The organism is Agrobacterium sp. 22-226-1, assembly GCF_053522345.1.
In genome coordinates, this window is sequence record NZ_JBNWCP010000003.1 from 41,683 (window position 1) to 63,048 (window position 21,366).

A 21,366-nucleotide genomic window follows, 5' to 3' on the forward strand; every position below is an offset into this window, starting at 1 on the left:
ACATCGCTCATACCGGCCCTTATTTAGTCACGGTGATGAAGTCCGTTCCAGTGCCTGTCTCCAGCTGGTGACTGATATCGGAAACGGTGATCGAGCTGCCGCTTGAAAGCTCCTGTTCGATCCGGCTGCGTATTTCCGTGGGAATTTCGAGGCGGCCGAGTACGGCGCTCAATTGATCGAAGCCGCCCGGCGCTTCGGTAACGGAGATGCCGAGCCGCTTGCGGGCCGCCGCCGGCAGATGGTTTCCCAGCGTCACGCCGTTCCATTCGGCGGTTCCGGCGGCGCGATCCACGGATACGGCTTCGAAGAAATGGGTTCCGAGCGCCACTTCCGGGTCCTTGATGTCGATGGCGGCTTCGAACAGCGGCTTGAAATCCTGTCGTACCATGATCTGGCCGGTCGGGGGATGGTCTTCACCGGCGGAGGCATAAAGCGCCGTCACGAAGGCGTCGGTCAGGAGCGGGCCGGTGGTTTTCAGCCCCTTCCAGCGCTTGAAACCATTGATGGCGCTGATCGTCATTTCCCCGGCATAACCATCGGCTGAACCGGCATCGAAGCCGAGGCGGGTCAGCACGGTCTGAATATCCATCACCTTTTCCCGCTCGCCGCGCCGGGTGATGAGAATGCGCAGGGGCGAGGGCTCCCTGGTCTTCGCCGCCGGCTTGAGGGCCTGGGTCTTTTCATTGACGGCAACCTCGACCGTCCCCAAAGCCGCATCGAAAGTCGCCGGGCGCAATTCCACATCCGAAAGAAGCAGCTTGCCGTCATCGGCATCGTCGCGCGGCTGAAACAGCGCCGGATGCTGCACAAAGCGCAGCGAGACCGGCCGGTCGGTGATGATGACATGCACGCCGGTCTTGGTGTCTCCGAAGAGAGACTTCGCGAATTTGGACGGCAGGCGCACGCAGCCGTGCGAGGCCGGATAGTTCGGCACCTTGCCTTCGTGCAGCGCGATGCCGGACCATGTCAGCCGCTGCATGAAGGGCATGGGCGCGGCCGAGTAGATATTCGACTCGTGGTATTTGCGCTTTTCCAGAATCGAGAAGATGCCGCTCGGTGTCTCATGCCCGGCCTTGCCGGTGGAGACTTTCGAGGTGGCGACGATCTCGCCGTTCTCATAAAGCGAAAGCGACTGGTCGCTTTTCGATACCAGTATCTGCAGGGACCTGCTGTCAGCGGCAAGCGCCGGAAAGGCAAGAATGCTGGCCGACAGCATGCCAGCCATAAGACGGAGGCGGAGGGACATGACGCAATACACCACATGTACAAAACTTGCCTCACTCAATCATGCGAAGTTTAATGAAGTTTAAGGACCGATCATCCGCAACATCACTAATTTGTGTAAAATCTAAAATATATCCGTCGCGAGGCGGCCAGGACAGGATTGCGCGACCTGTCGCACAATCCCGCAACTGTTATTTGCGCGTTCCGAACGTGTAGCCGGTCTCGACGCTGCCCTTGCCGAACTTGTCGCGCAGCTTGTCCATCGCCGCTTCCGCCGCTGCCCGGCGCCCCGCCTGTTTGTCGACAAGATCGGGCGGATCGGCGAGGCCCGCATCGCGCAGATCGCTGACGCCGATGCCTATGAGGCGGAACCTGGTGCCGTCCGTTTCCTTTTCCAGCAGCGAAAGGCCGGTGCGGAAAATCCGGTCGGCAAGCTGCGTGGGGTCGTCCAGCTTGCGGTTGCGGGTGCGGAGCTTGAAGTCTGCCGTCTTCATCTTCAGCACCACCGTCTGGCCGGCAATGCCGCTCTTTTTCAGCCGCCAGGCAACCTTTTCGGAAAGCGAGCGCAGGATCGGCACCAGATCCTCATGGCGGGAAATATCGTTGAAGAATGTGGTTTCGGAAGACACGCTTTTGACGGGGTCGTTATTGTGCACATGCCGCTCGTCAATGCCGCGCGAGAGCCGGAAGAGGCGTTGCCCCATCACGCCATAGCGGCGCATCAGCTCGCTTTCCTCCATCTCCTGCAGCTGCGCGATCATGCGGATACCGTCAGCCTCCAGCGTCGCCGCAAAGGCCTTGCCCACGCCCCAGATGGTCGTCACCGGTCGTGTCGCCAGAAAGGACAGCGCCTCCGTTTCGCCGATCACCGAAAAGCCGCGCGGCTTTTGCAGGTCGGACGCGACCTTAGCCAGAAATTTGCAATAGGAAAGCCCGGCTGAAACGGTCACCCCCACTTCCTTTTCCACGCGCCTAGCGAATTTCGCCAGCACACGGGCCGGTGGATCGTGATGCAGCTTCTCGGTGCCGGAAAGATCGAGAAACGCCTCGTCAATGGAAAGCGGCTGCACCAGCGGCGTCAATTCCTGCATCATCGCCCGGATTTCGCGTCCGACACGGCTGTATTTTTCCATATCCGGCTTGATGACGATGGCGTCAGGACAGGCTTCCAGTGCCTTGAACATGGGCATGGCGGAACGCACGCCGTGAATGCGGGCGATATAACAGGCGGTGGAAACCACCCCACGTTTGCCGCCGCCAACGATCACAGGCTTGTCGGCCAGTTCCGGGTTGTCCCGTTTTTCAACGGAGGCATAAAAGGCGTCGCAGTCGATATGGGCAATGCTCAGATCGTAGAGTTCGGCATGATAAACAAGCCGCGGGCTGCCACAGGCGCGGCAACGCCTCAGCCCCTCTGGCTGGCCGGCCAGACAGTCGCGGCAAAAACCGGGATCATAGGGTTGCGACGTGGACATGGGCCGAAAACAAAACCAGAACGTGCCGACCATACTCCGGCCGTGACAACGGCTCAAGGGGCGTTCGCGACAAAGCCCGGATTTGAAAACCCCGGCACATGGAAAACTTGCATATCGTAGAGAAATATTTGATCTTCACCCATATTTGTAGTTACAATTGTAGATGATTTTTTACGCATGTTCGAATGGGATGAAGAGAAAAACAGGTCCAACATCCGAAAGCATGGCGTCGGATTTCAGACTGCGATTCGAATCTTCGAGGGTGCGGTTCTTTCATGGGTCGATGAGCGCGGGGCCTATGGAGAGACGCGCTATCACAGCATAGGGCAGATCGAAGGAATAGTATTTCTGGCGGTCATCCATACCGATCGTGCCGGTAAAACCCGCATCATCTCCGCCCGGCCGGCAAACCGCCGCGAAAGGAAACGTTATGACGAAGAAATACGAAAAAGAACTGAGTCTTGAAGAACTGGCAGCCTTGCCTGACGAGAAGATTGACTACAGCGATATTCCCGAACTGGATGAGCGCTTCTGGGCGAACGCAAAACTCGTGGAGCCGGAAGGGACGCAGCAGATCACGCTGAGGGTCAAGAAGTCCGTCGTCGAGGCTTATAAATCCACCGGCAAGGGATACCAGACGCGTATGAATGCGGTGCTGGAATCCTATGCCCGCACATTGCTGAAACGCTGACCGCCTCCGGCTGGCGACCCGTCAATACACGCCCGAATCCAGCCCCGGCCCGGAAAAGTGATGCCAGGCGGCCGCCACTGTTTCGGGGGAAGTATCGGTCGCGGCGCAAAACGCCATCAGGTCCGGTTCATGGCTCATCAGAAAATCGGTGAGGCCGGCAAGAAAGCCGGGATCGTTGACGGCCTGGCGCAGCATATTGGCCTGCAACCCGCTCAGCGCCAGAAAACGCGCCAGCATTTCCGGTTCGTTTGCCAGCCAGCCAAGTATGGCGGCTGCCGTTTCTTGCGGATCCTGGCCGGCATTGCCTTTGTTTTTCGTATCGCGCAGCATTTCTTCCCCGAAGTTACCTATTTTGAAACCAAATCCCTCTAGCCTTGCGCAACAAATGGACGATGGAATCGGTTCTCTGGCAACTTATATGTCTGGATGAAGGTTTCAAAGCGAAACGGGGACTGCTCACCATGCCCAAGCAGGTCATGATAGTCGAAGACAACGAGCTGAACATGAAGCTCTTTCGCGACCTGATCGAGGCGTCCGGTTATACGACCATCCAGACGCGCAACGGTATGGAAGCGCTCGATCTCGCCCGCAAGCACCGCCCGGACCTCATCCTCATGGATATCCAGCTGCCGGAAGTTTCGGGGCTGGAGGTGACGAAGTGGCTGAAGGAAGATGACGAGTTGCATGTCATTCCGGTCATCGCGGTCACGGCTTTCGCCATGAAGGGCGATGAGGAACGGATCCGCCAGGGCGGATGCGAGGCCTATGTGTCGAAGCCGATTTCCGTTCCGAAGTTCATCGAAGTCATCAAGACTTATCTGGGCGATGCGTGAGGCGACTGGGGAACGGTTATGACGGCGAGAGTTCTGGTTGTTGACGATATTCCGGCCAATGTGAAGCTTCTTGAAGCCCGTCTTCTGGCGGAATATTTCGATGTCGTCACCGCCGAGGATGGTTTCAAGGCGCTGGCGATCTGCGACGAAGAGCAGGTCGATATCATCTTGCTCGATATCATGATGCCGGGCATGGATGGTTTCGAGGTCTGCGAAAGGCTGAAGGCCAATCCGAATACCGCACATATTCCGGTGGTGATGGTCACGGCACTCGATCAGCCGTCAGACCGCGTGCGCGGCCTCAAGGCCGGCGCCGACGATTTTCTCACCAAGCCGGTCAACGACCTTCAACTCATCGCCCGTGTCAAAAGCCTCGTGCGCCTCAAGGCCGTCAGCGACGAATTGCGGCTGCGCGCCGAAACCGCACGGCAGATCGGCATCGAGGAGATGCTGCGCAGCGATGGCCTGATGCAGACGCCCGGCCGCGTGCTGGTTGCGGATGGCCGCGCCAGCTCGCAGGAACGTATCGTGCGGGCGCTGAAGCCGGTTGCGGAGGTCGATGCCGTCACCGAGCCGCAGGCGGCCTTGCTCAAGGCCGCGGGCAATCCGTTCGAGCTCGTCATCGTCAATTCCAATTTCGAGAATTACGATCCGCTGAGGCTGTGCTCACAGCTTCGCTCGCTGGAACGCACCCGTTTCCTGCCGCTGCTTCTGGTGGCGGAACAGGGGGCGGACGATATGGTGGCGCGGGCGCTCGATCTCGGGGTGAATGATTACATTCTCCGCCCGATCGATCCGAACGAACTCGTCGCGCGCTCGCTGACGCAGATCAGGCGCAAGCGCTACAACGAGCATCTGCGGCTCAATCTCCAGCACACGATGGAACTCGCCATTGTCGACGGGCTGACCGGCCTCAACAATCGCCGTTATCTCGACAACCACCTGAAGATACTCTTCGACCGTGCTGCCGTTCGCGGCCGCCCAATTTCGATCTGCATGACCGATATAGACCGCTTCAAGCTGGTCAACGACACCTATGGCCACGATGTCGGCGATGAGGTGCTGCGGGAATTTGCAGCGCGCATCCGCAGCACGGTGCGCGGCGCGGATCTCGCCTGCCGTTATGGCGGGGAGGAGTTCGTCGTCGTCATGCCCGATACGCCGACGGAGCTTGCGGCAAGCGTCGCGGAGCGCCTGCGGGCGATCGTGGAGGACAAGCCTTTTTATGTTCGTTCCATCGACCGGGAATTGAGCATTACCGCCTCCCTCGGTATCGCCACCAGCAGTGGCGCCTTCGGCGCACCGGATGAAATCCTGAAGCAGGCCGACAAGGCGCTCTACGAGGCGAAACACGCTGGTCGCAACCGCGTCGTTGCCGCCGCTGCCTGAGCGTCAGCGGCGGATTAACTAAGAATATTGCGCAATCTCTCCGTCATATCCCGGCGAAATAGTTATTCGGGGATACGGGGCGGGCGTCGCGAGACTGCAAGCCATTGACCTTGGATGTATTTTATCGCTTTGCAATGAAAAGATGCAGATTGGCGATATAAATAGAGTTCAAGTTGAAAAATACGTTGAATTCAATCTCTCCGGCAACTATAGTGTGCCAGCTTTGTATACTTAACCATGTTTCCCAGGTGATGTATCTCTGGCTTAAGAATTTGTTGATTTTTATTTTACTTCTGCGCACACTCCCTATTGAGAGTAACAGTTCTTCTGGCGGTTTATCCGTCTTGTGATGATGAATGATAGCGGCTTAGCCGTCGCGATTTCGCTCGTCAGGGGCTGGTATTGCGTAGTTTGAATGCCCCATGATGCTCAGGTCCGCCGCATCTCCTGAATCGTGGGGTCGGTCGGCTGACGATGTCCGAATCGGTTCCTCGTGCCGTAATCGCATCGTTGGCCGACCGCCTTCTTCCCGAAAATTGCCTGTTCGTGGTGCGCGTGTCGCAGCGTAGCGGCTTGTGCGGTCGTCTTCGTTCACGTCATGTGCGAGGTCGTGATACGAGGCAGGGGCGGATGCGTAGCCCTTGGGATACTTCTTCCGAGCACCTGAATGATTGCGGCGGCGGATGGGGCGTCAGGCCATATGGTCGGCTTACCAATGGCTGCTTGCGCGCTTGCCAGTAACGGCGGCAATTTCCGAGGCAGCGGGGAGGCGGGGCTTATTGGCCGCTTGCAAAGCCTCTGGGCGCGAAGAGGCTTGTGGCAGCCTCCTTCCCTCGGCACAAACAAAAAACGCGCCCGTTGGGCGCGCTTTTGTCGGAGACCCGATCAAGAAATTACTTGATCTTGGTTTCCTTGAATTCAACGTGCTTGCGTACAACCGGGTCGTACTTCGTCTTCGTCATCTTGTCCGTGAACGTACGGCTGTTCTTGGTGGTGACGTAGAAGGTACCGGTGTCGGCTGTCGACAGCAGCTTGATCTTGATTGTTGTAGCTTTCGCCATGGTCGTCCTGCCTTTAAACAAAAGAGAAGCCGCAGGCGCTTCTCACCTCGGCTAAATCTGGCGCGAAACTACGTATCGCGCCTGAAAAGTCAAGCATGTTTTGCCCGGAAAACAAAACGGACGATATAAAGCACCACGTAAAGCCCGAAAAATACCGCCAGCGACCAGGCAAAGCCGTCGGTTCCGGCAAGGTCCATGGAAATGCCCACGGCCTGCGGCCCCGCAATGGTGCCCATGGCGTAACAGAAGATGAAGGCGGCATTGGCGGCGACCAGATCGGCGCCTTTCAGGCGCGATCCGAGATGGGTGAGGCCGACAGTATACATGCCCGAGACCAGCCCGCCCCAGAACAGCAGCAGAGCCGCCACCAGAAGCCAGCTTTCCACCAGGAAAGGCAGCGCCAGCGTGCCGCAGACGCCGGCAAAGGCCATCAGCCCCAGCATCGTCCTCCGGTCTTTCATCCGGTCCGAAAGCAGGCCGATCGGTATCTGGAAGACCATATTGCCGATGCCCATCACGGTGAGGAGAAGCGCTGCCTGCGATTCGTTGAAGCCCTCCCGCGTCGCATAGATCGGAAACAGCGAAAGGCCGCCGGCCTGCACCGAGCCGAAGACGAAGGCAGCCGCGGACGCCATGGGCACCAGCCAGACATAACGGACGAAATGGTGGTTGGGCCGTTCGTCCAGCTCCGGGCTTTCGCCGCGCGCCATGAAGATCGGGATCGCGGCGAGCAGGATGATCGCCGCGCCGACCAGAAACGGCAATATGCCTTCGCTGCCGACGACGGAAAACAGCAGCGGACCGACCGCGAATCCAACCGCAAGGCCGGTGGCGTAGATGCCGAGAACCATGCCGCGCTTCCTGGGCGGTGCGGTCATGTTGATCCAGTATTCGGAGAGAATGAAAAGCGTGGTGGTGGCGCCGTGGAAAACGATTCGCAGCGGAAACCACATCCAGAAGGCTTCGGCGAAATAAAAACCGAGCGCGCTCAGCGCCGAAACGACGACTGCGAACAGCATGGTTCGCGCCACGCCGAAATCATGGGCGATCTTGGTGGTCACGGGGGCCGCCATCATCGCCGCGACGCCGGCCATGGCCGAATTCACCCCAATCATGGTGGAAGAGATGCCGCGCTTCTCAAGGATGATCGACAGGAGCGGAAGGCCGAGGCCGATGGCGACGCCCACCGCACTGATGGCGGAAATGGCGGCGATCAGTGAGGGCCAGTGAATGGCGTCCGCTTCTTCGCATTTCATTTGTGACATGACGGCCTTTATACAAAGTCTCGAATGAACCGGCCGTGGCGCGTGATATAGAGCCGCGCGGGGCTTTCAAAGGGCAATGAGGGATCACCTATCATGAGTTTTGTGACATCTTCGAGAACCGTGCGCGTGATTTTCGGCATGTTCAGACCGGAAAGGTCTGTCATGTCAAGCCATTGCACATTGTGCAACTCGTCGGAATCACGGGTTAGCCGGGTATCCAGCCGCAATTCGTCGGCATAACAGCAGAAGAATCGCGTGTCGTAGCGCCGCACATTGCCGGGTGGGGTGATGGCGCGGGCCACATATCGGAAACGGGAAAGATCGGGACCCCTGGTGCTCAAGCCGAGATCCACGCCGGTTTCCTCGAAAAGCTCGCGCGCGGCGGCGAGCGCCAAAGCTCTCGCGCCGGCAGCGCTCAGCCGCCGCGCTGCGGAGGCGGTGAGGCTGTGGAGGACGGCGGGATGCAGATCGCCGGAAAAGGGCAGCGCATGGTCTCGCGGATCGCGTTTGCCGCCGGGAAACACATAGGCGCCCGGCATGAAGACATGGGCGCTGCTGCGCTGGCCCATCAGCACCCTGAGCTGCGAGCCGGAACGGTCGAACAGAATGATGGAGGCGGCGTCGCGCGGCCGCATGGGCGCGCTCGCGGTTTCGGCACGCCGGGGAAGCTGAGTCACGTGCAAGATCCCGCCCGCCGTCAGTGAGACGAGCCGTCGATCTGCGCTTTTTGCTGTTTTCGGTCGAAGCCGTGCATCTTCAGCGCCCATTGCAGGCCTATGACGCCGCCCTTGATGGGTTGCAGCGTCAAAAGTGCGGCGAGAATGGTGATCGGCACCCAGATGGCGAAATGCACCCACATGGGAACGGAGAACACCATATCGGTCATCATGAAACCGCCGACGGCGATATGGCCGATGATGACGATGGAAATATAGGGCGGCAGGTCATCGGACCGGTGGTGGTGCATTTCTTCGCCGCAGGCGGCACAGGCGTCCACCGGCTTCAGAAAGGCCCGGAACAGGCGTCCGCTGCCGCACGCAGGACAGCGATTGGCCATTCCCCGCATGATCGAGCGGCCAAGCGGCCGTTCCGCACTATCGTCTCCGAAGGTGACTGTTTCCGAGCCCTGATGTGCACTCATCCTTAAGTCCTTCTCCCGTTTTTCAACCGCCTGAAGCGGTCTTGTTATCGTCGCCTTCTGGGCGGTCGAGTCCCGGGCTTTGCGGCAGGACGCGATGTCCGCCGGCCTGCCTTGTGGAACGACCGCGAGCCGACCGGCATCTTGCGCCCCGGGCTCAGCATATCGAAACGAAGCGCGCCTGCCAAAGGCACCGCTTCCGCAAGCCGCACCTGAACCGTGTCGCCAAGCTGGTATCCGAGGCCCGTCTTCTCTCCTGTCAGGGCCTGATGGGCCTCATCGTAAAGGAAATAGTCGGTTCCGAGTGTAGATATAGGAACAAAGCCGTCCGCGCCAAATTGCGGAAGCGCGACAAAAAGTCCCGCCTTGGTGACACCGGAGACGCGGCCCTCGAATTCTTCGCCCACCCGTTCGGAGAGATGATGCGCGATCAGCCGGTTGACGGTATCGCGCTCTGCTGCCATGGCGCGCCGCTCGAAGGTCGAGATTTCGGCGGCGATATCGTCCAGCGTCGCCTCTTCCTGCGGTGTGATGCCGCCTTCGCCGAGGCCAAGCGACCCCACCAGCGCGCGATGCACGATGAGGTCGGCATAACGGCGGATAGGCGAGGTGAAATGCGCATATTTCATCAGGTTGAGGCCGAAATGGCCGATATTCTCCGGGCTGTAGATCGCCTGGCTCTGGCTGCGCAGCACCATCTCGTTGACCATGATCTGGTGCGGCGTATCGAGCGCGCGGGCCAGAATGCCGTTGAAGGAATTGGCGCGCATCGCCGCACCCTTGGCCATGGAAATGCCGATGGTGCCGAGGAATTCGCGCAGCACTTCCTGCTTGGAAAGTGTGGGCGCATCATGGACGCGATAGACCAGCGGCTGCTTCTTTTTTTCCAGCGTCTCGGCGGCGGCGACATTCGCCTGGATCATCATTTCCTCGATCAGCTTATGCGCATCGAGACGTTCGGGGATGACGACCTTGTCCACCGTGCCGTCTGGTCGCAGCTGGATCTTGCGCTCCGGCATGTCGAGTTCCAGCGGCTGGCGGCGGTCGCGGCCGCGCTTCATCACCGCATAGGCGTGCCATAGCGGCTTCAGGATGGGTTCCAGCAGCGGCCCGGTCTTGTCATCCGGCCGTCCGTCGATGGCCGCCTGAGCTTGGCTGTAGGAGAGCTTGGCAGCGCTCTTCATCATGATGCGGTGGAAGGTGTGGCCGGCCTTGCGGCCTTCCTTCGAAAAGATCATCCGCACCGCAAGGGCAGGGCGGTCGACGCCTTCTTTCAGCGAGCAGAGATCGTTGGAAATGCGCTCCGGCAGCATCGGCACGACGCGGTCGGGGAAATAGACGGAGTTGCCGCGCTTCAGCGCTTCGCGGTCCAGCGGCGAACCGGAACGCACATACCAGGAGACATCGGCAATGGCGACGGTGACGATGACACCGTCAGGATTGTCGGGCGACGTGTCGGGCTCGGCATAGACCGCATCGTCATGATCCTTGGCGTCGGCCGGATCGATGGTGATGAGCGGCAGGTCGCGCCAGTCCTCGCGGTGCGACATGCTGGCCGCCTTGGCGGCATCCGCCTCGGCAAGAACGTTCGAGGGGAAGATATGCGGAATGCCGTGGGAATGGATCGCGATCATCGAGATCGCCTTTTCCGAGGCAACGGAGCCGATGACCGACAGGACCTTGGCGCGCGTCAGCCCGTAACGGCCGCTGTTGCGCGAGGTTTCCACCTCGATCAGGTCGCCGTCTTTCGCATCGCCGACGCCATCGGGGTCGATGACCATTTCCTCGCCGCGCCGGTCGATCGGCATCAGCCGTCCGCCACCGCCCGCCGTCTCCTTGAACACGCCGAGCAGAGCATTCTGCCGGCGGTCGATCAGCTTCACGACGCGGGCCGTATAGGCCGGGCCGGAGCTTTCCTTGGAGGGGAAGATTTTCGCCAGAATGCGGTCGCCAAGACCCGCCGCGGGCGCCTTCTTGCCGCGATCCTGCGATGACTGGCGGATGAGCACGGCCGGCGCCGCACCCATATCCTCCGGCCATTCGGCCGGGCGGCCGATCAATTCGCCGTCCTTGTCGCGGGTGGTGATATCGAGAACCGTGACCGGCGGCAGGCCGCCCGGCCGCGTCAGCGACTTGCGGCTCTTCTGCACCATGCCGTCGGTTTCAAGCTCTTTCAGCAGCGCTTTGAGAACCACGCGGTTTTCACCCTTCAGCCCGAAAGCCTTGGCGATTTCCCGCTTGGAGGCCTGTTGCGGATGGTCGGCGATGAATTTCAGCAGCACCTCGCGGGAAGGCACCTCACCATGGATGATGCCTTCACCTTCACTCACCCGCTTGCCGCGCCCGGTGCGTCCGAAACCGTCGCTGGCTGAACCCTGTCTCTGACGCGGCGCTTTGCTCACTCTGCTGCCTTCTTGGGTTTGGCCGCTGCCTTCGGCTTGGCGGCCGTCTTGCTCTTCGTTGCCGCCTTGGCCTTGGTCGCCTTCGGCTTTGCGGCGGCGTCACCATCGGCCTTCTTGGCAGCCGTCTTCCTGCCCTTGGCAGGCTTGCCGCCGGTGCCGGTCTTGGCGATGCGCTCGGCGATCAGCACCAGCGCCTCGTCCAGCGTCACCGAAGCCGGGTCCTGACCCTTCGGAATGGTGGCGTTGACCTTGCCCCAGTTGACGTAAGCGCCATAACGCCCGTCGCGAACGGTGATCGCGCCGCCATCTGGATGGTCGCCAAGTTCCTTCAGCGCAGCCGGCGTGCCGCTGCGGCCGCGGCCCGGTCCCTTGCTCTGCTTTTCGGCAATCACGGTCACGGCACGGTTGAGGCCGATAGAGAACACGTCCTCGATGCTTTCGAGATTCGCATAGGAACCGTCATGCAGCAGGAACGGCCCGTAGCGGCCCAGGCCGGCGGAAATCATCTTGCCGGTTTCCGGATGCTTGCCGATATCGCGCGGCAGGTTGATGAGCGCTAAGGCCTTTTCGTGGTCGATATCCTCAGGCTTCCAGCCCTTGGGCAGCGAGGAGCGCTTGGCCTCCTTGCCGTCACCGCGCTGGATATAGGGCCCGAAACGGCCGGAGCGCAGCGTCAGCTCCTCGCCGGTCATCGGATCGGCACCCAGCGCCTTCGGCTCGTTCGAAGCCGCAGCTTCCGCTTCCGAACCGTCCGAGGTCAGCTGGCGGGTGTAGTTGCATTCCGGATAGTTGGAGCAACCGACGAAAGCGCCGTATTTGCCGAGCTTCAGCGAAAGATTGCCGGTGCCGCAAACCTGACAGATGCGCGGATCGGAACCGTCCTCGCGCTTGGGGAAGACCAGCGGCGCCAGAACCTCGTTCAGCGCATCCAGAACGTTGGTGACACGCAGTTCCTTGGTGTCTTCGATCTGGGCGAAGAAATCCTTCCAGAAATCGCGCAGAACCTGCTTCCAGTCCAGTTCGCCGGCGGAAATGCGGTCGAGTTTTTCTTCAAGCGCTGCGGTGAAATCATATTCGACGTATTTGGTGAAGAAGCTTTCGAGGAAAGCCGTCACCAGCCGTCCGCGCGAATGCGGGATCAGCTTGCGCTTGTCGACGACGATATATTCACGATCGCTCAGCGTCTTCAGCGTCGCCGCATAGGTGGAAGGACGGCCGATGCCGAGTTCTTCCATCTTCTTGATCAGCGAGGCTTCCGAATAACGCGGCGGCGGTTCGGTGAAGTGCTGGCTGGCGTTGATCTTCTGCTTGGCGAGGTTCTCGCGCTCGTTGATCGGCGGCAGACGGCCTTCGTCGTCACCGTCATCGCTCTGTTCGCCATCTTCCTTCTGGTCGGTATAGGCGGCGATGAAACCGTCGAAGCGGATGACAGAGCCGACGGCGCGCAGGCCTGCCTTTTCGCCGCCATTGCTGGCAAGGATTTCCACCGTGGTCCGCTCGATTTCCGCCGAGGCCATCTGGCTCGCAATGCCGCGCTTCCAGATCAGGTCATAAAGACGCAGCTGATCGGGATCGAGGTAACGCTTCACCTGATCCGGCGTGCGGTTGAAATCGGTCGGGCGGATCGCCTCGTGCGCTTCCTGGGCATTCTTGGCCTTGGTGGAATAGAAGCGCGCCTTTTCGGGCACATAACGGCCGCCGAACTGCTCGCCAATGGCGCGGCGGGCGGCATCGATCGCCTCCGGGGCCATCTGCACGCCGTCGGTACGCATATAGGTGATCAGACCGACGGTCTCGCCGCCGATATCGATGCCTTCGTAAAGCTTCTGCGCCACCTGCATGGTGCGCGAGGCGGAAAAGCCCATGCGCGAGGAGGCCGCCTGCTGCAGCGTCGAAGTGGTGAAGGGCGGGCCGGGATTGCGCTTGACCGGTTTCGCCTCGACGCTTTCGACCGCATAGCTCGCGCCTTCCAGCAGCGCCTTCAGCCGGTTCGCATCATCTCCGGTCTTGATCGAGCGGCTTTGCAGGCGCTTGCCATCGGCCGAAACCAGCTTGGCTTCGAATTCGTCACCGCGCGGTGTCTTCAGAAGCGCGCTGATGTTCCAGTATTCCTCTGAGACGAAACGCTCGATCTCGGATTCGCGGTCGCAGACGAGACGCAGCGCAACCGACTGAACGCGGCCGGCGGAACGCGCGCCGGGCAGCTTGCGCCACAACACCGGCGACAGGTTGAAGCCGACCAGATAATCCAGCGCGCGGCGGGCGAGATAGGCGTCGACCAGCGGCACGTCGATGTCGCGCGGGTTCGCCATGGCATCCAGCACGGCCTTCTTGGTGATGGCGTTGAAGACCACGCGCTTCACCGGCTTGTCGCCGAGGACGCGCTTTTTCTTCAAAAGATCGAGAACGTGCCAGGAGATGGCCTCGCCTTCGCGATCCGGGTCGGTTGCGAGAATGAGGCCGTCGGAGGATTTTACCGCATCGGCAATATCCTTCATGCGCTTGGCGGATGCGCTGTCGACCTCCCAGGACATTTCGAAATCCTGGTCGGGCAGCACCGATCCGTCCTTGGCAGGAAGGTCTCTGACGTGGCCAAAGGATGCAAGAACCTTGTAGCCCGAGCCAAGATACTTGTTGATCGTCTTGGCTTTGGCAGGAGATTCTACGACGACGACATTCATATTGTTTTTCTCTGGAACTGGTCCGTTAACGTGGCCGGGTCACGGCGCAATGCCGCAATTCGCCTTCTTTATATTTCGACATGGACAGGTAATGCGCGCGGGTCAAGAGGCAAGGCCGATTTTATCGCTTCAAGGTGATTGCAACCTATGGATAATCTATTGTTGTATTGCAATCTTTGGTAAATTGGTTATGATGGGCAACATCATTTGAATCGACTTATTGCTCTTCGTTTCAGGCAAATTTTGCAGGATAGATATATGGTCCCCAACGCAACAAACAATAATGCCGATAATGAAGGGACCAGAGAGAACTTGGCTTACATTCGCCAGATGCTCGCGGAACTGCGGCAGGTCGCAAGCCGTGAGGGGGCCGACATGCTGTGTTATCTGATCGAGATGGCCTATGTCGAAGTCGGCGATATCCAGAGCGGACGGCGCAAGCTGTCAATCCGCGATGAAGAGCGACACACGCCCCCCGGCATGCCGGTTTAGACGTCCCGCAATATCAAGCTCCAGCAGCACCAGGTGAACGGTTGCAGCGGAAAAACCTGTGTGACGGATGATATCGTCCGTTTCCACGGGCGAGGGACCGAGAGCGGCGGCGATGATGCTGCGCTCGTCGTCCCCTGGTGGTGACATCTCGGTGTCGGATCTCGGTTCCTCGATCTTGCGTTCATAGGGCAATTGCGGCTCCATCAGCGGTCGCAGCGCTTCCAGAATATCGGCCGCGCCCGTGGTCAGCATCGCGCCTTCCTTGATCAGCCGGTTGGTGCCCTCGCAGCGTGCATCGAGCGGGGAGCCGGGCACGGCAAAAACCAGCCGTCCCGCTTCTCCGGCAAGCCTTGCCGTTATCAGCGAGCCGGAGCGCTCCGCCGCTTCGACGATGACGACACCGAGAGAGACGCCGGAGATCAATCGGTTGCGGCGGGGAAAATCGCGGGCGCGCGGTTCCCAGCCAAAGGGCATTTCGCTGATCGTCGCGCCGCCCTGATCGTATATCTCCTGCAAAAGCCCGAAATTTTCCTGCGGATAGGGGCGGTCGAGGCCGCCGGCCAGCATGGCGACCGTGCCGGTTGCAAGGCTTGCCCGGTGTGCGGCCGCATCGATGCCACGCGCCAGCCCCGAAGCGATGCTATAGCCGGCGCGGCCGCAATCGCGCGCCAGCATGGCGGCGAATTTCGCGCCGTTGATGGAGGCGTTGCGCGAGCCGACGATGCCGACGCTCGGTCTTGTCGCGGTCGCTGCCGATCCTTTCATGGCGATCAGCGGCGGCGCGCCATCCAGCTGCCGCAGGGCAGGCGGGTAATCCGGCTCGCCGATGCCGACGAAACGCGCGCCGAATTTCTCCGCGGTCTCGATTTCGTCTTCCGCCTCCGCCTGTGTGGCGATGCGTGGGCTGCGCGACGAGCCGCCGCGCCTTGAAAGCTCGGGCAGGGCATCGAGCGCCTTTTCGGCGCTGCCGAAATGATTGATGAGTTCGCGAAAGGTAACGGGGCCGATATTGTCGCTGCGGATCAGCCTCAGCCACGCGACCCGTTGCCGCGCGGAAAGCTCTATGCCCTGCCGTGTCGTTTCCTCATGCGGCATGGCATATCCTTAAATGGGTCTCAGCCCTTTTGCCCGATCCTGCTTTCAGTGCCCGCCAGCAGGCGCGCGATATTCTCGCGGTGCTTCCACCATGAAATCGCACTCAACAGCGTCACCAGCAACGCCGTCTTTTCAGGTCCGAGTACCCAGAGAGCCACGGGAATGACCAGCATGGCCAAAAGCGCCGACAGCGAGGAATAACGGGTGATGAAGGCGGTCGCGAGCCAGATGAGCGCAAAGGCCAGCATCATCAGCGGTGCGGCACCCAAGAGCACGCCGATATAGGTCGCCACACCCTTGCCGCCCTTGAAGCCGAGCCACACCGGAAACAGGTGGCCCAGAAAGGCGAAGAAACCGGCAACCAGCGATGCTTCGTAACCCCAGAGCGCATTGGCGACCAGTACCGCCGCCGTGCCCTTCAGCGCGTCGAGCAGCAGGGTTGCGGCGGCGAGCTTCTTGTTGCCGGTGCGCAGCACATTGGTCGCGCCGATATTGCCGGAGCCGATCTTGCGCACGTCGCCCAGCCCCGCCATGCGGGTAAGAATGAGGCCGAAAGGAATGGAACCGAACAGATAGCCGATCAGCGCTGAAAGCGCGAGAAGGGCAGGCGCCGTCTGCCAGTCAGTCAAAGCACTCATTCAAACGTCCCCTCTGTCGCGCTGGCCGCGTGATCTCTGTCGGTGATCTTATGCCAAGGAATGAACGGCTTTGCCAGCCACATAAGTGGCAACCGCGCGGCCGCTGAAACGGGCATCCTCGAACGGGGTGTTCTTGGATTTCGAGACCAGCTGTTCCTTTGCCACGAGCCACGGCTCGTCGAGGTCGATCAGCGTGATATCGGCCTTTGCGCCCGCCTTCAGCGTTCCGGCATCCAGTCCGAAAATCTTCGCAGGGCGGGTGGAGAGCGCATCGATCAGCCGCATCAGCGGAACCTCGCCGCTATGGTGCAGGCGCAGCGCCGCCGCCAGCAGGGTTTCAAGCCCGACCGCGCCGCTCGCCGCATCCGAAAACGGCAGCCGCTTGGTGTCGACATCCTGCGGGTCGTGCGAGGAGACAATAATGTCGATGGTGCCGTCCTTCAGTGCCTCCACCATGGCCTTGCGGTCGTCTTCGGCGCGCAGCGGCGGGGAGAGCTTGAAGAAGGTGCGATATTCGCCGATATCGTTCTCGTTGAGCGTCAGATGGTTAATCGAGATGCCGCAGGTGGCTTTGACGCCCCGCTGCCGCGCAACGCGGATCGCTTCCGCCGATTCGGGCACGGAAATCTTGGCGGCGTGGTAGATCGCCTGCGTCAGCCCGGCAATGCGCAGGTCGCGCTCCAGCGGAATGATCTCGGCTTCCTTCGGAACGCCCGACAGCCCGAGCCAGCTCGCGAAAAGCCCCTCGTTCATGTCACCGCCGCCGATATATTTGTCGCGCGTCTCGAGCGCGATGACAGCGCCCAGTTCGCGCGCATAGGTCATGGCGCGACGCAGCACCAGCGTGTCGGAGAGCGCCTTGCGGCCATTGGTGAAGGCCACCGCGCCGGCTTCCTTCAGCATGCCGAATTCGGTCATTTCCTCGCCGTTCAGACCCTTGGTGAGTGCTGCTGCGGGATGCACATTGACGAGCGCCTTGTCGCGCGCCGTCTTTTTCACATATTCGACGAGTGCGATGTCATCGATAACAGGATCGGTATCGGGCATGACGATGATGCTGGTGACACCGCCGGCCGCTGCCGCGCGCGAGGCGGATTCAATGGTTTCGCGGTGTTCGGCACCCGGCTCACCCACGAAAACACGGGCGTCCACCAGACCGGGAACAGCCAGCAGACCCTTGCAGTCGCGAACGGTCGCCCCTTCGGGAGCGCCCTGATTATGGGCGTCCTTGCCTGCCGCCAGAATGGTGCCGTCGGCGCCGATGATCACACTGCCGGTCTCGTCAAGATTACGGGACGGATCGACGATGCGGAGATTGTTGAGAACGGTAACGGCACTCATACGCGCTCACCCTGATTTTGCGAGACAAGCAGGGTTTCCATGACCGCCATGCGCACGGCAACCCCCATTTCAACCTGACTCTCGATCACGCTCTGCGGACCGTCGGCCACGTCGGAGGCGATTTCCACGCCGCGGTTCATCGGGCCGGGATGCATGACCAGCGCATCCTCCTTCGCCGCTTTCAGCTTTTCGGCATCGAGGCCGTAATAATGGAAATATTCGCGCACCGAAGGCACGAAGGAGCCGGACATGCGCTCGCGCTGCAGGCGCAGCATCATCACCACATCGGCGTTCTTCAGCCCTTCCTTCATGTCGTGGAAGACTTCGACGCTCATGTCGCGGATACCGGAGGGCAGCAGCGTGGCGGGGGCGACGACGCGAACGCGCGCCCCCATCTGGTTGAGCAGGATGATATTGGAGCGGGCGACGCGCGAATGCAGCACGTCGCCGCAGATCGCCACCGTAATGCCGGACAGTTCGCCCTTGGCGCGGCGGATGGTCAGCGCGTCGAGCAGCGCCTGCGTTGGGTGCTCATGCTGGCCGTCGCCGGCATTGACGACGGAGCAGGCAACCTTCTGCGCGAGAAGCGCTGCCGCACCGGCGGAGGAGTGGCGAACCACCAGCACATCCGGGCGCATGGCGTTCAGCGTCATCGCCGTATCGATCAGCGTTTCGCCCTTCTTCACCGAGGAATTGCCGACCGACATGTTCATCACGTCTGCACCAAGGCGCTTTCCGGCAAGCTCGAAGGAGGACTGCGTGCGCGTCGAGGCTTCGAAGAACAGGTTGATCTGCGTCAGGCCCCGCAGCGTCGAGGTCTTTTTCTCGCGCTGGCGGCTGATTTTCACCGCCTCGTCGGCTTTGTCGAGAAGCAGGGTAATATCCTGGTGGGAAAGCCCCTTGATGCCGAGGAGATGGCGATGGGGGAAGAAGACCATGCGGTTTGCCTCCTGACGGGCGCCGCATTTTCCCGTGAAAATGCCCGGAACGCCCGAATGCTGATCCGCGCGCTCCCATTCGCTGTGAACACGCCTCAGGAGTGCGGCGGAATTCGGTCCTGCGCTCTATAGAGACTGCATGGTCGCGGGGCAAGCGCCCGCAACTCCTGAAATGAAAACATGGCGATGTTTCCCCAACCCTCGAGGCAAACGGCCCGACGATGGAAGGCGCAGGCATCAGACGATGCCATGCTCCTTCAAAAGCGCCTGTTCGTCGCCTGACGCCCAGCCGAAAACTTTCGGCGCCCCATCCAGCCTCTGGACGAAGTAATGAACATCGAAATCGATTGCGACATCCGGTTGCCGCTTGCGATCAAAGGTCGCCGTCCAGGCAACATGGGCAAGGCAATGATGGTCGTCGATGGGCGAGATACGGATGTCGCGTATCCGCATCTCTTTCGTTCCGATCGTCCGGTAGCGCTCGTAACCCTTCATCATGACCTGCTTCAAGTGGTCATCGTTCTTTCCGGTCATCACCCCGGCGGGGGAGGCGGCGATGAAGTCGGAGGCGTAGAGGGAGGCGACCTCCTCCATATCCATGTCACCCTTGAGAGACTTGTTGAAAAATCGCTCATATCGCTCGAAGAGCTTTCTTACGCTGGCCTCCATGGTCTCCTCCCTGTGCAGCCGTTCAGCAAAGTCGCCAACCGAAAAAGCCTGCCGCAGGTTCCACATCCGGCCGCAGATTATGGAGAATGCGTTTATCCGCATGCCCGCCGGTTGTTGCTGCAACTTCTGCGCGGCTTTTTTGGGGACTGTCGTTGATCTTGCCGGAAACGTGTTTGGTATTCTGCGGGCCGGATACCTAAATCAGGATCACTCCCGAAAAATGCTGAAAGCGGCGGTTTAATCGTCTCAATCGCTTCCTGCGGGTGGAATTATGCAATATCACCCCACTATGCAACGCCAGTACAAAACAGCTAGAAGCAGCGGATGACCCAGAATTCCCGGACAGAAGAAACGCTCGCCGAACTGAACCAGCCAAGCCTCTGGTCCGGTATCAACGCCTATCGTTCCGATCCGCTGATCGTCGACCTCACTTCCGGACTGTCGCGCAATCTAAGGGATGAGTTCGACCAGCTCGGCCGCTACGTCACGTCGCATGAGGCGCAGGAGCTGGCGCGCATGGCCAATCAGGGCGTGCCGCAGCTGCATACCCACGGCCCGCGCGGCGAGCGTCTGGATCAGGTGGAATTCCATCCCGCCTGGCATGCGCTGATGCGTCGTTCCATGTCGTCAGGCCTGCATTCCAGCGTCTGGGAGAATTCTCCCGATACGCGCGGCAATGAGCACAAGGCTCGCGCCACGAAATTCTACCTGACCTCGCAGCTGGAGGCCGGGCATCTTTGCCCGCTGACCATGACCAGCGCCTCCGTTGCCGCCATCATGGCTTCGCCGCGCGTGCAGAAGGAATGGGCGCCGAAGATTCTCTCGCGCAAATATGATTCTTCGCAGAAACCGGCCCTGCAGAAAACCGCCGTCACCATTGGCATGGGCATGACGGAAAAGCAGGGCGGCACGGATGTGCGCGCCAACCGCACGACGGCCGAGCGGGTGGGCGAGGGCATCTATCGCCTGTCCGGCCACAAATGGTTCCTCTCCGCGCCGATGAGCGACGGTTTCGTCATGCTCGCCCAGATGGGCGACGGCATGGGCTGCTTCCTCGTGCCGCGTTATCTGGAGGACGGTTCGAAGAACGGCCTGCATTTCCAGCGCCTGAAGGACAAGCTCGGCAACCGCTCCAACGCATCCGCCGAAGTCGAATTCACCGATGCCTTCGGTTATCTGCTCGGCGATCCCGGCAGCGGCATCCGCACCATTCTCGACATGGTGACGCTGACGCGGCTCGATTGCGCGCTTGCCTCCGCCGGCATGATGCGCGCCTCGCTTGCCGAAGCCGTGCATTATGCCCGTGGCCGTTCGGTTTTTGGCAAGATGCTGGTCACGCAACCGATCATGACGCGCGTTCTCGCCGACATGGCGCTGGATGTGGCGGCGGCCACTGCGCTCTCCTTCCGGCTGGCGACGGCATTCGACGCTGCCCGCAACAATCCGGCCGAGGCCGCCTATGCGCGGGTGATGACGCCCATCGTGAAATACTGGTGCTGCAAGATCGCGCCGGCGCTCATCTATGAGGCCATGGAGTGCCTTGGCGGCAACGGTTACGTGGAAGAGCGGCCGATTGCCCGCCACTATCGGGAAGCGCCCGTCAACGCCATCTGGGAAGGCTCCGGCAACGTCATGGCGCTGGATGTGCTGCGGGTTCTTCAGCGCGGCAAGGATCTGTTCGATCTCGTCTTCCAGACGCTGGAGCGTGATCTCGGGGCAGCCGGTAAAAAGACCACCGACGTGCTGCGCGCCGCAATCGCCCTTGCCGAGCGTGACGAGGGAGCGGCCCGCCTGCTGGTGGAGCAGTTCGCGCTTGCGGCCGCTGCCGCCGAGCTTTGCCGTCTCGGCGCCGGCAAGATCGCCGATGCCTTCCTCGAGACCCGTCTCGCAGGCGGCTGGCGGCATACTTACGGCATGCTCGATTCCCGCTTCGATCCGAATTATATAATCGATCTTCTTTATCCGCCTGCATCTTGACCGATGCATGCGGATGAAGGTTTTGCAGTCCCGGCGGGAGGGGTCTCGGATTTGAAA

The 21,366-nt window shown here is 60.7% G+C and carries 20 protein-coding genes; 6 read left to right on the forward strand and 14 right to left on the reverse strand.

The features are described 5' to 3' along the window. Positions 1 to 19 precede the first annotated feature (19 nt). Positions 20 to 1,246 carry a L,D-transpeptidase family protein gene (locus ACQZ5K_RS05930; RefSeq protein WP_448739871.1) on the reverse strand — a complete coding sequence of 409 codons (1,227 nt, stop codon included), beginning with the start codon at positions 1,244 to 1,246 and terminating at the stop codon, positions 20 to 22. A gap of 169 nt (positions 1,247 to 1,415) precedes the next feature. Then, positions 1,416 to 2,699, reverse strand: a complete 1,284-nt coding sequence (locus tag ACQZ5K_RS05935) for a DNA polymerase IV (protein WP_269830832.1) — start codon at positions 2,697 to 2,699, stop codon at positions 1,416 to 1,418. Between the two features lie 177 nt (positions 2,700 to 2,876). Here ACQZ5K_RS05935 and ACQZ5K_RS05940 point away from each other — a divergent pair, with 177 nt between their 5' ends. Both ACQZ5K_RS05940 and ACQZ5K_RS05945 read left to right on the forward strand, forming a co-directional pair. Then, the gene (locus ACQZ5K_RS05940; protein WP_125145954.1) at positions 2,877 to 3,164 is read left to right on the forward strand and encodes a BrnT family toxin; all 288 of its coding nucleotides are present in this window, start codon (positions 2,877 to 2,879) and stop codon (positions 3,162 to 3,164) included. After that, complete coding sequence (locus ACQZ5K_RS05945) at positions 3,130 to 3,390, forward strand: BrnA antitoxin family protein (protein ID WP_003502419.1); 261 nt, start codon at positions 3,130 to 3,132, stop codon at positions 3,388 to 3,390. Before ACQZ5K_RS05940 ends, ACQZ5K_RS05945 begins: the two co-directional genes overlap by 35 nt. Before the next feature lie 21 nt (positions 3,391 to 3,411). Here the strand turns inward: ACQZ5K_RS05945 and ACQZ5K_RS05950 are convergent, their stop codons facing one another. Further along, complete coding sequence (locus ACQZ5K_RS05950) at positions 3,412 to 3,720, reverse strand: DUF3572 domain-containing protein (protein ID WP_003521499.1); 309 nt, start codon at positions 3,718 to 3,720, stop codon at positions 3,412 to 3,414. A gap of 131 nt (positions 3,721 to 3,851) precedes the next feature. Between ACQZ5K_RS05950 and ACQZ5K_RS05955 the strand changes: the two genes are divergently transcribed. Then, positions 3,852 to 4,223 (forward strand): response regulator, encoded by a 372-nt coding sequence (locus tag ACQZ5K_RS05955; RefSeq protein WP_003521498.1) that lies wholly within the window; start codon positions 3,852 to 3,854, stop codon positions 4,221 to 4,223. Positions 4,224 to 4,241: 18 nt separating this feature from the next. Further along, positions 4,242 to 5,612 (forward strand): PleD family two-component system response regulator, encoded by a 1,371-nt coding sequence (locus ACQZ5K_RS05960; protein ID WP_448739872.1) that lies wholly within the window; start codon positions 4,242 to 4,244, stop codon positions 5,610 to 5,612. An 893-nt stretch (positions 5,613 to 6,505) separates the two neighbouring features. Here ACQZ5K_RS05960 and rpmG read toward each other — a convergent pair. The 6 genes from rpmG to topA all read right to left on the reverse strand — a co-directional run bounded on the left by rpmG (position 6,506) and on the right by topA (position 14,159). After that, the gene (gene rpmG / locus ACQZ5K_RS05965; RefSeq protein ID WP_003496403.1) at positions 6,506 to 6,673 is read right to left on the reverse strand and encodes a 50S ribosomal protein L33; all 168 of its coding nucleotides are present in this window, start codon (positions 6,671 to 6,673) and stop codon (positions 6,506 to 6,508) included. A gap of 89 nt (positions 6,674 to 6,762) precedes the next feature. Further along, positions 6,763 to 7,929 (reverse strand): MFS transporter, encoded by a 1,167-nt coding sequence (locus ACQZ5K_RS05970; protein ID WP_448740077.1) that lies wholly within the window; start codon positions 7,927 to 7,929, stop codon positions 6,763 to 6,765. Between the two features lie 17 nt (positions 7,930 to 7,946). Then, complete coding sequence (locus ACQZ5K_RS05975) at positions 7,947 to 8,573, reverse strand: NUDIX hydrolase (protein ID WP_448740078.1); 627 nt, start codon at positions 8,571 to 8,573, stop codon at positions 7,947 to 7,949. Between the two features lie 62 nt (positions 8,574 to 8,635). After that, positions 8,636 to 9,079: a DUF983 domain-containing protein gene (locus tag ACQZ5K_RS05980; protein WP_059752697.1), complete on the reverse strand. Its 444-nt coding sequence runs from the start codon at positions 9,077 to 9,079 to the stop codon at positions 8,636 to 8,638. A 44-nt stretch (positions 9,080 to 9,123) separates the two neighbouring features. Beyond that, positions 9,124 to 11,478: a ribonuclease R gene (rnr, locus tag ACQZ5K_RS05985; RefSeq protein WP_448739873.1), complete on the reverse strand. Its 2,355-nt coding sequence runs from the start codon at positions 11,476 to 11,478 to the stop codon at positions 9,124 to 9,126. Next, a complete protein-coding gene (gene topA / locus ACQZ5K_RS05990; RefSeq protein ID WP_448739874.1) occupies positions 11,475 to 14,159 on the reverse strand; it encodes a type I DNA topoisomerase in 2,685 nt (894 codons plus the stop codon). The genes rnr and topA overlap by 4 nt, the downstream gene beginning before the upstream one ends. Positions 14,160 to 14,417: 258 nt before the next feature. Between topA and ACQZ5K_RS05995 the strand changes: the two genes are divergently transcribed. Continuing rightward, positions 14,418 to 14,651, forward strand: a complete 234-nt coding sequence (locus ACQZ5K_RS05995) for a hypothetical protein (RefSeq protein ID WP_003521491.1) — start codon at positions 14,418 to 14,420, stop codon at positions 14,649 to 14,651. Here ACQZ5K_RS05995 and dprA read toward each other — a convergent pair. The 5 genes from dprA to ACQZ5K_RS06020 form a co-directional block, all read right to left on the reverse strand. After that, positions 14,604 to 15,746, reverse strand: a complete 1,143-nt coding sequence (gene dprA / locus ACQZ5K_RS06000) for a DNA-processing protein DprA (RefSeq protein ID WP_448739875.1) — start codon at positions 15,744 to 15,746, stop codon at positions 14,604 to 14,606. The two genes, ACQZ5K_RS05995 and dprA, sit on opposite strands and share 48 nt — an antisense overlap. A gap of 20 nt (positions 15,747 to 15,766) precedes the next feature. Then, complete coding sequence (plsY, locus tag ACQZ5K_RS06005) at positions 15,767 to 16,384, reverse strand: glycerol-3-phosphate 1-O-acyltransferase PlsY (protein ID WP_020808929.1); 618 nt, start codon at positions 16,382 to 16,384, stop codon at positions 15,767 to 15,769. 48 nt (positions 16,385 to 16,432) lie between these two features. Next, on the reverse strand, positions 16,433 to 17,725 hold the full coding sequence (locus ACQZ5K_RS06010; protein WP_003521488.1) for a dihydroorotase: 1,293 nt from the start codon (positions 17,723 to 17,725) through the stop codon (positions 16,433 to 16,435). Next, the gene (locus ACQZ5K_RS06015) at positions 17,722 to 18,663 is read right to left on the reverse strand and encodes an aspartate carbamoyltransferase catalytic subunit (RefSeq protein WP_003521487.1); all 942 of its coding nucleotides are present in this window, start codon (positions 18,661 to 18,663) and stop codon (positions 17,722 to 17,724) included. The genes ACQZ5K_RS06010 and ACQZ5K_RS06015 overlap by 4 nt, the downstream gene beginning before the upstream one ends. A gap of 237 nt (positions 18,664 to 18,900) precedes the next feature. Then, complete coding sequence (locus tag ACQZ5K_RS06020; protein WP_080853180.1) at positions 18,901 to 19,332, reverse strand: hypothetical protein; 432 nt, start codon at positions 19,330 to 19,332, stop codon at positions 18,901 to 18,903. Between the two features lie 324 nt (positions 19,333 to 19,656). Between ACQZ5K_RS06020 and ACQZ5K_RS06025 the strand changes: the two genes are divergently transcribed. Next, a complete protein-coding gene (locus tag ACQZ5K_RS06025; RefSeq protein WP_020808932.1) occupies positions 19,657 to 21,309 on the forward strand; it encodes an acyl-CoA dehydrogenase family protein in 1,653 nt (550 codons plus the stop codon). Positions 21,310 to 21,366 lie beyond the last annotated feature (57 nt).